The 12251-nt window shown below is 28.1% G+C and carries 15 protein-coding genes and 1 pseudogene; 14 read left to right on the forward strand and 2 right to left on the reverse strand.

Annotation, left to right across the window (positions count from 1 at the left end; genetic code table 11):
* Nucleotides 1-250: 250 nt before the first annotated feature.
* Nucleotides 251-718, reverse strand: coding sequence for an 8-oxo-dGTP diphosphatase (locus RWM06_RS04335; protein ID WP_084888180.1), 468 nt, complete (start codon nucleotides 716-718; stop codon nucleotides 251-253).
* 311 nt (nucleotides 719-1029) lie between these two features.
* Here RWM06_RS04335 and RWM06_RS09690 point away from each other — a divergent pair, with 311 nt between their 5' ends.
* From RWM06_RS09690 to RWM06_RS04400, 14 genes are all read left to right on the forward strand, one after another.
* The gene (locus tag RWM06_RS09690) at nucleotides 1030-1251 is read left to right on the forward strand and encodes a helix-turn-helix domain-containing protein (protein ID WP_368039306.1); all 222 of its coding nucleotides are present in this window, start codon (nucleotides 1030-1032) and stop codon (nucleotides 1249-1251) included.
* Nucleotides 1241-2287 (forward strand): S-adenosylmethionine:tRNA ribosyltransferase-isomerase, encoded by a 1047-nt coding sequence (locus RWM06_RS04340; protein ID WP_173875783.1) that lies wholly within the window; start codon nucleotides 1241-1243, stop codon nucleotides 2285-2287. Before RWM06_RS09690 ends, RWM06_RS04340 begins: the two co-directional genes overlap by 11 nt.
* A gap of 188 nt (nucleotides 2288-2475) precedes the next feature.
* Entirely contained in the window at nucleotides 2476-2757 is a 282-nt protein-coding gene (locus RWM06_RS04345) for a hypothetical protein (protein WP_084930088.1), read from the forward strand.
* On the forward strand, nucleotides 2732-3640 hold the full coding sequence (locus RWM06_RS04350) for a thymidylate synthase (RefSeq protein ID WP_084930089.1): 909 nt from the start codon (nucleotides 2732-2734) through the stop codon (nucleotides 3638-3640). The genes RWM06_RS04345 and RWM06_RS04350 overlap by 26 nt, the downstream gene beginning before the upstream one ends.
* The gene (locus tag RWM06_RS04355) at nucleotides 3603-4205 is read left to right on the forward strand and encodes a RuvB-like domain-containing protein (protein WP_084930090.1); all 603 of its coding nucleotides are present in this window, start codon (nucleotides 3603-3605) and stop codon (nucleotides 4203-4205) included. The genes RWM06_RS04350 and RWM06_RS04355 overlap by 38 nt, the downstream gene beginning before the upstream one ends.
* Entirely contained in the window at nucleotides 4195-5178 is a 984-nt protein-coding gene (locus RWM06_RS04360; RefSeq protein ID WP_084930091.1) for a hypothetical protein, read from the forward strand. Before RWM06_RS04355 ends, RWM06_RS04360 begins: the two co-directional genes overlap by 11 nt.
* Nucleotides 5179-5180: 2 nt before the next feature.
* Nucleotides 5181-5441: a PqqD family protein gene (locus tag RWM06_RS04365; protein WP_158086604.1), complete on the forward strand. Its 261-nt coding sequence runs from the start codon at nucleotides 5181-5183 to the stop codon at nucleotides 5439-5441.
* 18 nt (nucleotides 5442-5459) lie between these two features.
* Complete coding sequence (locus RWM06_RS04370; RefSeq protein ID WP_084930093.1) at nucleotides 5460-6140, forward strand: hypothetical protein; 681 nt, start codon at nucleotides 5460-5462, stop codon at nucleotides 6138-6140.
* Between the two features lie 295 nt (nucleotides 6141-6435).
* Nucleotides 6436-7236 (forward strand): phosphotransferase, encoded by an 801-nt coding sequence (locus RWM06_RS04375; RefSeq protein WP_173875784.1) that lies wholly within the window; start codon nucleotides 6436-6438, stop codon nucleotides 7234-7236.
* Entirely contained in the window at nucleotides 7220-8266 is a 1047-nt protein-coding gene (locus RWM06_RS04380) for an NUDIX domain-containing protein (protein WP_261141582.1), read from the forward strand. The genes RWM06_RS04375 and RWM06_RS04380 overlap by 17 nt, the downstream gene beginning before the upstream one ends.
* Nucleotides 8267-8324: 58 nt before the next feature.
* Nucleotides 8325-9119, forward strand: coding sequence for an ABC transporter permease (locus RWM06_RS04385; protein WP_173875786.1), 795 nt, complete (start codon nucleotides 8325-8327; stop codon nucleotides 9117-9119).
* Between the two features lie 15 nt (nucleotides 9120-9134).
* Nucleotides 9135-10106: an ABC transporter ATP-binding protein gene (locus tag RWM06_RS04390; RefSeq protein ID WP_261009432.1), complete on the forward strand. Its 972-nt coding sequence runs from the start codon at nucleotides 9135-9137 to the stop codon at nucleotides 10104-10106.
* 34 nt (nucleotides 10107-10140) lie between these two features.
* Nucleotides 10141-10911: an ABC transporter permease gene (locus RWM06_RS04395; RefSeq protein ID WP_173875788.1), complete on the forward strand. Its 771-nt coding sequence runs from the start codon at nucleotides 10141-10143 to the stop codon at nucleotides 10909-10911.
* Between the two features lie 464 nt (nucleotides 10912-11375).
* Complete coding sequence (locus RWM06_RS04400; RefSeq protein WP_313970232.1) at nucleotides 11376-11825, forward strand: hypothetical protein; 450 nt, start codon at nucleotides 11376-11378, stop codon at nucleotides 11823-11825.
* Between the two features lie 301 nt (nucleotides 11826-12126).
* Here RWM06_RS04400 and RWM06_RS04405 read toward each other — a convergent pair.
* A pseudogene (locus tag RWM06_RS04405) lies at nucleotides 12127-12251 on the reverse strand (ATP-binding protein); the annotation flags it as partial.

The raw sequence follows: 12251 nt of genomic DNA on the forward strand, positions 1-12251 counted from the left end.
TTTGGAAAAATTAGAATTGCTGAAAAGTAAGAGTACATTAATGATATTTTATGAATATATGTACACACACTAATTAGTTATAAATATGAGAAACGAAAATTATATTAGTGTTGTTGAACTCGGCTAAAGGAAAATGGGAGAAAAAGTTATCAATTGAACGATACTTCAGTACCAATAAAATTGAGTACTAAAGTATACAAAAATTACTAATGGATTGAGACTTTTGTATTTGATTATACTGTAGAGAATATTAGTCAAATAAAATTGTTTTGTTTTCACTAATGCATTTCTTATTATTATCCCAGTAGTTAATACTTTCAAAGCTTCCTTTTCTTAAATAAAGCGGTATCCTTTTTCTTATATCATCTTGCATTGGTATTTTATCAATATCTTTTAGATTCCACCATTTTGGCTCACCTTCATCAGATGTGCTTAGTTCACCAGTAAACTGAGTACATAAAAAGTCATAGAAGACAAATCTCTCATTACCAATTGAATTAGTAAAGCCTGAAATTCCCTTTAATTCAAGATTTAATGCAGTGAGTCCAGTTTCTTCCTTAAGCTCCCGTAGTGCAGCTTCAAAAAAACTTTCAGGGAATTCAACTTTTCCCCCCGGTGGAATCCAGCCAGGAAAATTATCGTGCTGTCTATTAAGTAATAAAATTTCTTGATTTTTCAAAACGCAAATATTAACCCAGTTTTTGATTTTTTCAGTCATATTATCAACCTCCAATAAGTATTTTTTCATATATTAGACTATATGTCAAGAACTATATGCTATTTATGATTGTGACAAATGTGTCTCAGCTAAAGATTGATGATTTTTATGAAATAGCTGATAAACTCTCAGATATGACGATAAAATAATTTTTATAAGACTAGTTACCCTTATTATACTGTGGCAAAAAATAGAATTTCATTGATTTTCTGTATATATTTTCTAGTGATTCAAATGGGACATATGTGGGTCTTGTTTTACTTTTAAGAAAAGTTGATAATAAAATCAAGATATCTGAAGGATGTGAAGAAATGGATGGTATAGGTTATGTATTGAGGAATTTAAGACTTAATAAAGGATTAACTCAAAAATATATTTATAAGAATTTGTGTAGCCGGAAGCAATTATCTAGAATAGAGAATAATACTTCTTATCCCTCAGTATATCTTTTGTATTATATTTGTCAAAGATTAGAAGTTACTACAGACTATGTTATTAGTCTAACGTTAGAAAGAGGAAATCATGCTAAATGACACAAATAAATTGAAATATGAATTACCGGTTGAATTAGCTGCTCGGGAGCCAGTAGAACTTATGTCAGGGAGTCGAGATAGTTCAAGATTGATTATTGGATTTAAAAATTCAGATAAAATTATTGATGACTATATCTTGAATTTTCATAATTACATTAATCCAGGAGATTTGATTATTCTAAATAATAGTAAGACAGTCTCTCCTATATTTTATGCGTACTCTGAAAAATATGGGGAAGTAAAGTTTCATATAAAAACAAAAAATGAAGAAGGTTATGTAATTTATATCAGAATTAGGTCAGATTTACAGGATGGAATCATATCAGAAAAATTTTTTCTTAGCGATAAAATAAATGTTACAGTAGATAAAAATATTAATGGTGAGGAATTTTTGTGCAGTTTTAATTGTTCACAAGAAGACTTATATGATTATCTCCTAGTACATGGTGAAGCTGTAAGGTCTATTTATACGAGAAAAAAGTGGTCCATTGCTTATTATCAAAATGGAATTGCTAATAAATTAGGTTCATTTGAAAATCCTGCTGCTAACCGACATTTTTCTAATAGAATTTTAAGAGCTTTAAGAAAAAAAGGCGTAAAAATTGGATATATTACTTTAAATTGTGCATCAGTTGATACAAAAATTTTTGAAGAATTTATTGAAGAACATAGCGTTTTCAAAGAATACTACGAAATACCAGAAGAAACTGCAGAATTAATTCGAGATACTAAATTAAATGGAAACAAAATATTTGCCGTGGGTACGACTGTTATAAGGACTTTGGAAAGCTGTGAGTATGATAATTTTAAAATTGTATCTCCATTAAAAAATTATACTGATTTATATATATATCCAGGTTACAACTTCAAAATCACGGATGCATTAATTACAAATTTTCACGGTTCAATGACTAGTCGCCTTGCGTTATCAGCAGCAGTAATTGGCACGGAAAATATTATGAATTTATATCGACATGCAATAGATGAGCAGTATTTATTCTATGAGTTTGGAGATGCTAATTTATTATTTATGTAATCCAATAATTATAGTTCATGGAAAGGAGGTGATCAAATGAAAAAATTAACTTTGAAAGAATTGGTTAATAAAGCAAGTGATTTGCTTGCCTGTTGCAATGCAACTAAATAATTAACCGAATTCAAATTTTTAACTTCAATGAAAAAAATATCAAATTTTTTTCATTGAAGTTGTTTATGGAGGAATTTATGGCATATAAAATTAGTCACGATATAGATATTACAGAAGATAATGGATATCAAGTATTGCATCGATACTCAGATGATACGTATTTTTCATTGCAGAAAGACTATTTATTTATTCTGTTAAGTTATAATGGTCTGAATAATTTAAATGATATTGCTAAAGTCTTTTCAAATCATAAAGGAATTTCAATTAACTGTTCATTAGAGTATGTAGAAAAAGTTCAAAATTATTTTATTTCAGAAAGAATTATATTCAAAGATGAAAACAAAAACCATTCTTACTAATAATCTATGTGAAAATAATATTGATTCGCTATATGTTAAGTTATGTAAATTGCTTGAAGATAATGGGCAACATATTGTTTCAAGAGGGATGGCAGTAAAAGAATTAATTGGCGTTAGTATTGTTCTAACGGAGCCCAAAAGACGATTTTTAGAGAACTCTGCTAGGAATCTTAAACTTTATTATGCCATAGGAGAATTTTTATGGTATTTACGAGGGAGCAATGATTTATCCGAAATCGAGTATTATGCTCCGAGTATGGCAAAGTTTTCAGATGATGGTTCAATACTTCAAGGGGCATACGGTCCCAAAATAGTACCCCTAATTGATGACTTAATCCAGCTTTTAAAGAATGATACAGGAACTCGGCGTGCTGTAATACCCTTATATAGTGCAGATGATCTTGGTAAGGAAAGTAAAGATATCCCATGTACTCTTTCTTTAGAATTTTTAATTCGAAATAATAAGCTACACCTTATTACAAATATGAGATCAAACGATATCTTTTTAGGTCTACCATATGATATTTTTTCTTTTACAATGCTTCAAGAGTATATAGCGTATCAACTTGGAGTAGACTTGGGATGCTATTATCATTATGTAGGAAGTTTACATGTATACCAGCGTAATTTTAAAAAAATAGAAGAGATATCTCAAATGAGTCCTCATGAGACGGCAATATTTAACAAATCAGATTCAATATTTAAAAATTTTAGTGAGATAATTGATTTAGAAGAATCTATAAGAAAAAATAAAACTTTTAATCATAATTTAAATTTATTAATGGACTCAGATTTTCAAAAAATTAAGACAGAGCTAGAAAATTATAGGTATAGTAGGGAAAAGAATGTCGAACGGAAAACTGATATATATATGCGGTATTGATGGGTCTGGTAAGACTACATTATCCAAAAATCTTTCCAAAAATTTAGGAAGTAATTCTATTTTTTTGCCTTTGAATCAATCTAAGATATTTTTTAAAGAACTAGATTCTATTTGTCGTAAATACAATACAAATAGATGGGCAGAGTTTTCCGAAATTTTTAGAGGCTGTTTATGGGCATTAGAAATGGTTTATTTTTCTGAAAAAATTTTAAAACCAGCATTGGAACAGTATGATTATGTAATTATTGATAGGTACATGACTTGCAATAAAGTTTATTCTAATTTATCAATTACAAACACCTTGGTAGATAGATTACATGAGCTCCTTATACAGCCTAAAATCACAATGTATATCGATATAGAGCCAAAGATAGCTTTTAGTAGAGTTATTAAAAGGAATGAGCAACAAACGCCTAAAGAAACTTTAGAAAATTTAAAAATTGCCAAAGAATTATATGCTAGATACTTAAATAATTTAGAATATTATCGATTAGATGGTAGAGAATCTGAGGAAAGATTATTACAATCTGCACTAGGAATATTAGGAGATAAAAATGAAATTTGAAACTATATTAGATTTTTACATATTTTATTTAGAGGAGTTACTTAATGGATCTCAAAAGCAGAAAGTACCCTATTCAGCTATTTCTGATAAAATTGAAATTTTCAATAATAGTGTAGAGATATCTCATGGAAATCTCATTAATATGATGTTTAGTAAATCAGAATTAAATTATAATATTGTGCACACATTATTTTCTTTAAGCGGCAGGACAGATGCGTATATTTTAAAAAAATATAAAAGTGCGTACCTGAGATATTCAGATGATGGGTTTTATCAAAATACTGTAGGTGAACGCTTGTATACTTTATACGGTAATCAAATAAAAAGAAGTTATGGTTTTTTAAAGGATGATATTTTTTCACCAGATGCTATTTGCTTTATGAAGGCAAATGATAATAATAATATTGATTGTACTTTTTACGTACATTTTTATTATAGAGAGGAGCGTTTAAATGTAGAGCTTACATATAAAGGCTCTCACTTATTGGAGTATACGAATTCTGATTTATTTATTTACTCTTCATTACTGTCATTAATGAGTCATTGGCTAGGTGTTAAAGCAGGTAGTTTAATATTAAAAACTCACTCAATCTTTATTTCGGAACGTGATAAAGAACGAACTGAAAAATTATTAGATAGCTGTAGATTATTAAAAAAAGTTGATTTATCTCTAAATCATGATTTCTCTTCAAGTTTAAAAAGCTATCGAGAAGAATTTTCTGATGCAATTAATCGTGTTATTACTTGGGATATTGTAGAAGTATCAAAAAGATTAAACAATGAGATTGAATATATAAACAATAATTTCACTCCATATACTCAGGATTTATTGTTTATACTCCTTGCAGATAGATTTCATAGTAATACTGAGGAGTACAAAACTATACTTGATAAAATAAATAATGACTCTATTAGGTGTTTTAAAGAAACAGTTGATAGAACAGAATTCAATTCCATTTTAGAGGTGGTTTAATTTTGAACTATAAAAAAAGTTTATCCGCAGTACTGCATTCGTCGTCAGATAAGGATTTTCTACTAAATTTATTGAGTGATCGAACATTCTTGCTTAACGATGTTTCATTATATATTTGGAATAGTATTGAAAAATACAGTTTGGAAGATATTGCTATTAACTTATCGAATTTATATAATGAGAATTTAGATATAGTTAGACAAGACTTACATGAAATGATTGAAATACTGGTTTCTGAGGGTCTTATAGAGATAAAAAATTAAAAGATAGGGAGAATTTATATGTGTAATAATGACTACACTTTAATTACTAAAGAAATATCAAATTTAGTATCAGAAAAAAATATAGTAATTTGGAAATCTGAAATGGATGGCTTAGGTACATCTTTATCTGATATTGATGCATATTGTATTTGCGATGAAGAAAAAAATTTTAAAAATTTTTCTTTCAATGGCATCCCTGTAGATATTGAATATATTGGATTAAATAATCTAAAAGAAAAATTAGAAAATATTGATAAGTTTGCAAAGCATGGATTAGCGTATAAAGGACTAGATGAAGATTTAAAATTGTTTTACAGGCTAGAACGAGGTCACAAGAGTCAGCAATTCAATCTCAATGATATAGAATTACCTACAATTGATGTTATTTCTAAAATTGCAGCTCAATATTATAATGAACTTTTTCTAGCATTGTATGAAGATGCATTTAAAATGTTTCATGGAAAAAATTTTTTAGATGCCTTTATACTCTCATTAGAGGCATTACAAATGTCAGTTGCAACATATTTAGCCAGAATAGGAAAACCTCAGTTCAAGAAAAAGTGGTTATTCAAATATTTTGATAATCTGACGGATTGCTCTTACTATGAAGAATTAAGGATTGAATTGGAGTCAGATACAATTTTACCTGAACGCATAAGTAAAATATTATCTGATTCAAAAAAAATCCTAGAATTTTAAATTTTCATATTGAAAGGAGGTGAGGATTATGGCTTATAAAAAACCTATCGTAAAAGATATTAAATTGAGTGCTTCTACAATTCTTCGTTAATATCTTGACTCTTAAAGTAGAGATTTGAACAGGATTACGGATGGTTAAAGCTAATAAAAATCAATATGAAATATATTCTTGATGCTAGACTATTAGTATTGAATTAACAATGTATTTATGGCTCTAAAGTTTTATAATCTACAGTTCACCTCTCTGCTTTTTTTGTGATATTGAATATTAATAATGAAATTTAAGATACTATGTGTGAAATTCTTATTAAATATATATTATGGTCTAAGCGATATCAAATTTATTGAGCGACTTGAAAATATGAATGTCGTCTATATTTTCAAAAATAGTAAAACAGGAAACAAAATTTTGCTAAAAATTTTCTCATCTTCGAAGGTTGACACTATAGTATTTCAAAATGAACTTGCAAAATATAAGTTATCTCCGAATTTGATAAAAACTAACAAGGGTAATATATATATAAGAGTGTTTAAATATCTAATTTTTGTACAATACTTCGTTGAGGCAAGTAGTCGGAGAATCGAGTATAGTGAAATGGTTATATTTTTCAAAGATTTTTATGCAAAGCTTGATTATTATAAGAATTTTTTTTTAGAAACAAGTATTGGTTTTCCTAATTATAAAACCAACGCAATCAGTCAACATTTTAGCATGATACATGGTGATTTACGACCACCGAATGTAATTATAACTGCGAATAATTTTAGTGTAATTGATTTTGAATATTTAAGACTCGGAGTAAGAGAAGTAGAAGTGATTAAATATATAGTTCTGTACACTAATTTTAATAATTGTGAAGTTGAAATTTTATATAGTAAGTTTCTGGAAGCTGGTATAGTAGAGATAAGTTTACAAGAATCAATTAGGTTTTTACTTTTTGAATTACTAAAATCAGATTTTCCAGAGAAATACATCGTGAGAATTACTCTAGATTATTATAATGAAATTATATCCGAGAGAATAAAATTAATTGAATTTTGTGATAATTATTTAAATAAAAAGAAAGGGGGGGACTTAAGTGTCAGTAGAAGTTGAGAAGAAATATTTGCTTACAAGTGATGAGTATTACGCTCTTAGTAAAAGTCACTTTGAAGGTGCAATAATTCAAGAACAGCTTAATTACTATTTTGATAGTTTAGATTTTTCACTTTTAAAAAGGGGGATAACTCTTAGAATCAGAGAAAAGGCGAATAATCTGATTCTAACTATAAAGAGAAAAATTTCAATTAATGACGTAATTGAGTCAGAAGAAAATGATTTTTTAATAAGTCGAATAGAATTTATGGAAGCAGTATTGCGTGGAGAATTCCCTAAAAAGGTAGAGCAAAAGTTAAATGTTTTAATCCCCAAAAAGAAAATCTTTTATTTGGGATTGCTAAAGACACAGAGACTAATTAAAGAAAAAGATTCAATTTTATATTGTTTGGATAGGAATACTTACTTTGATAAACAAGATTTTGAATTAGAAATTGAGGGAACACGAGAATCATTACAGAAAGTTAGCATTGATATTCCAGAAAAAAAGTTTAATAGAGTTGGGAAATATTCTAGGTTTATAAGTGAATTATTGAAAGGGAATGGTAATTCATTAATTAAGATTCAAGTATCTGCCATTATTTTAAATGAAGATAAAGATGAAGTATGTCTTATTAAGAAAAATGCACCTACATCAAGTGTGCATAATATCTGGATTCCTCCAGGTGGTCATGTAGATATTGGGGAAGACCTCTTGAAAGCTGTAAAGCGTGAAACAATTGAAGAAACAGGATTAGAAGTTGAAATATTAGCTTTGTCAAGTGTCGTTTCTTTTCAAATTCAACAAACTAGTCAAGCCATATGTTTCTTTTATCTGGTTGAGGCTAAAAATTGTGGTGAGATAACAATGTTAGAACCAGGAATGGATTGTAAGTGGTTTAATTTAGCAGATGTGATAAGTGGAAATATTACAAATTTAACAGACTACCATAAGTTGATTATTTCTAATTCAAAAAATACAAATACTTTATATTTAGATTTAGAAAAAAAAGGCCTTGATTACAAAATTTTAAATTCAAAGATCCTCTAAAATGTTTTAGTGTACTATAATTAAAATTATAGTTTTGGTAAAAATATAAGGAGTGAATATGCTGACTGCTATTATAAGAAGAAATTGGCAAATGTATGTAAGATATTTTCCTATAACTTTATTTTTTAATCGTATTTTAGATATTGGATTTAAACTTCTAGGACTCTGGTTAGTGTCTAATTTTTTATTTGATAATAAAATACAGGTAAATAACGTAATAGAGTATAGAGATTACTTTAGTTATGCTGCAATTGGGTTAATTTTTTATAATGTATCAATAGCTATTTTAATGAATGTAGGTCGAGCATTAATAACAGAAGTTAGAGAAGGTACTTTAGAAAGCACGTTAGTGTCACCGTATAGTATAGTGAAGTACTATTTTGGAATCTTTTTTGAACAATTAGGAAGGACTTTTCTTGAATTTCTTTCTTCGTATTCAATAGCGTTTTTTTTAGGTGCCAATTTGCAAAGTATTTCATTATTAAATTTAATTATTTGTTTTTTATATGTATCGTTGATTTCTTTCTCAATGGGAACGCTTTTATCAAATATCATGTTATGGTTTCGTGATACTTTCATAACCCAAAATACATTGTTTTTAATTATTTTTTTAGTCTCAGGGATTACCTTTCCAAAAGAATTGCTACCTAGTTTTTTGCAAAAAATTAGTAAAATGATTCCTTTATCTCATTCGCTTGATGCTATTAGAAACTTATTTTTTAATACTTCTCATTTTAATATATATAATTTTGATTTTTTACAAGGTATTTTAATTTCGGTAGTATATTTTATTGTAGGGCTTTTGGTGTATAAAAAAATTGAACAAAAGATAGTAAGTTATATTTCATATTGAGTTTAGGAGATAATTATGTTAAAAGCAATTAATATATCAAAAAATTATACTTTTAAAAAAAGAACAGGCTTATTTCAGTATGAAAAGCAAATAAAAAAAGCTATAGTAAATGTAAACTTATCTTTACCAAAAGGAAAAATTATTGGAGTACTGGGAGAAAATGGTGCTGGTAAAACGACACTTATAAAAATGCTGACAACACTTTTAACGAATGATACGGGTATAATTTTAATTGATGGAGTAGATATCAATGAAAACTTAAAAAATACAAGGAAAAAAATTAATATTATTAGTGGGGGAGAGAAAAATTTATACTGGAGATTGACTGCAGTTGAAAATTTGATATATTTTGCATCCTTGTACGGAATTTCAAAGAGGGAAGCATTACCTAAAATAGAAAAACTGTTGATAGAATTAGGATTATGGAACAGTAAAGATATTCCTGTAGAAAAATACTCAAAGGGAATGAAACAGCGTTTACAGATTGCAAAGGGTCTAATAAATGATCCAGAGTATTTATTCCTAGATGAACCAACTCTTGGTTTAGACGTGAGTGTCGCTCATGAATTACGTAAAAAATTAAAGGAAATAGCGATTAAGCGGAATACGGGTATTTTATTAACTACACATTATATGGCTGAGGCAGAAGAACTCTGTGATTATATCTATTTTTTAAAGAAAGGTAAAATCATCATTTCTGGTACTAAAGACGAAGTTTTTGACAAATTAGAATTAGCCCCAGAGATACATATTACACTTGCACCTCAATTTCAATGGAATTCAATGGAGATTAAACGGTTGAGAGATTTATTTCCAGAATTAGAGTATAGGAAAGAAGAAAATCTTACATTGATAAAATTTTCGTTACTAAAATATAAAGTTCAAAGTGTAATAAAGACTATATACGAAAGTAATATAGATATTATTGAAATAAAACACACGGAGCCTTCACTAGAAGATGTAGTTCTGCATTTAGAGAGGAGATGAGTTGCTTTGTTTTTTTAACATATTTAGGAGTGAAATGAGAAGAACCCTCTTCAATGATAGTACCAATATTTTTTATTTTTTTTCAATGATATTATGGCCAATTTTTTCGCTACTCCAGGTTTATTATAATATAGGAGCATTTCCGATTTCAGATTTAAAAATTTTGGACTTAAGTAATGAGGAGCAGCTATTTTATTTTATTTTTATAGGATACTGTACCTATATTATTTTTTCTAATGCTTTTCAGAGTGCTTGGAGACTGGGGGGAGAACGTTATCAGGGGACTCTAAGTCAGATTTTTATTGCTCCACTGAAAAAAATTCTATGGCTTTACGCCCGGACATTTTCATCGATTTTTAGTCAGTCATGGTTTTTTATGGTTATTTTTGTAATTGGTAATTTTGCTTATATAGATTTTTCATTAAAATCGATCTTTCATATTTTATTAGCAACCATTATTTTAATTACTTCATCATGGATTTGGACTAGCTTTTTGAGTAGTATTTGCATTGTTATGAGAGATGCTACTATAGTTTATGTATTATTAGAAGGCTCACAAGATACATTTAGCGGTGCTAAAGTCCCTTTATCTATTTCTCCAAAATTGGTAAAATTTATTGGAAGTTTATTTCCAGTTAGCTATACTATTATTTATTTACGAGATATGCTTCTTTTCAATAAATTTTATAGTTTAAATTTTTATTTGCTCATCGGTATAAATATTGTTTGTTTTTTACTGACTAATATCATTTTAAGAATTGGTGAATCTCACATGAAGAAGCATGGAAGTTTTGATGTGGTTTAATTTGGTGTTAATAATGTTAGATATTGCAGAAGGGACATTACAATAGTGAGTAAATTAAAGGAAAATAGTTAATTAGTACATCTACTATAAAATTGCTTTGTTATATGTATACACATGTATTACTAAACTTTAATTAGATTGAATATTTGTTGGTGAGAGTATTACTATCTGTAAGTATAATTTTTAAGGTATTCTGAATTTGCTATCAAAATCAATTCAATTAGCACTATTAATAATCAATCAGTTATTGAATATAGTGTGCCATCATTGTATGAGGTTGTACAAAATATTAATACAAAATCTTGGTCATCTAATATTAGTAGTGCTACTTTTATTCCAGCTAAAGGAGTCACTGTAAAAAAGAATCAAATACAGATACAAGTCTATTTAGAAGTGCCTCACTTGAAGGATTTTTTTAACCTGTATCAGTCTCATTAGGTAATAAGGGTGACATCAAAGGAACGATGTCATTTAATATTTCAGGTAAGGTTTGGTTAGATGCTGTTTATTTGAATTTTTGGATTTTTAAAATGGATTTTATGAATTTTGATATGAATAATGAATTGAGTTTTACTACAGAAGGTTCTTTAGGATTTAGTACATCAAAAGATATAAAGAGTCTAGAGATTCCATTGGGAGTATTGATTTCACCTACACCAGTTACGGGAGTGGCTGTACATATCCCTATAAATTTTAAAACAACTTTTGAAGGGAGTTTAACTGTTTCAGAATCAAGTACATATTCAATTCAACATTCAATCAAGTTACAAAATTGGGTTTCTGAATTTAAGTGTACTGTCAATCATACAATGAAAGTGGGAGAAGTAAAAGCTAAAGCCACGGTCAAAAGTGGTACAGAAATAAAAGTAGAATCCAAAATATTAGGAATAGAAGCTTCCGTTGAGGATAAGTAAAATCTAATTATTGGAATAAATGATAATCTTATTACTTCACCTATTTCTATAAATGATAAAAAAATGTCCATAGAAGAATTTCTACATTTCTAGTATTACCAGATTATAATTAAAAAGAGCTATACAAGTTAGCAGAAATCTGCATTTGTACAGCTCTTTTTCTATTAATCACAATTGAAGGCTAAATTAGTTTCTACTGAATAAGCTTTTTCGGTCAAAACAAAATACTCCTGTTCATAGTTTCGCTAAATCTTAACAGGAGTGTTATTCTTGTGTTTCAATTTATGGGATCAGCACATATCTACTTTTCTAGTAACCAATCTATGATATTTTTCTTCTCAATACCATTGTAATTTGCTGTTGGCTGAATCGTATCCATTGTTAATAGATATTTTGGGAATTGATCTTTAATGGCTTCTAGTGGTC

The organism is uncultured Streptococcus sp., from assembly GCF_963516575.1.
Lineage (GTDB): Bacteria > Bacillota > Bacilli > Lactobacillales > Streptococcaceae > Streptococcus.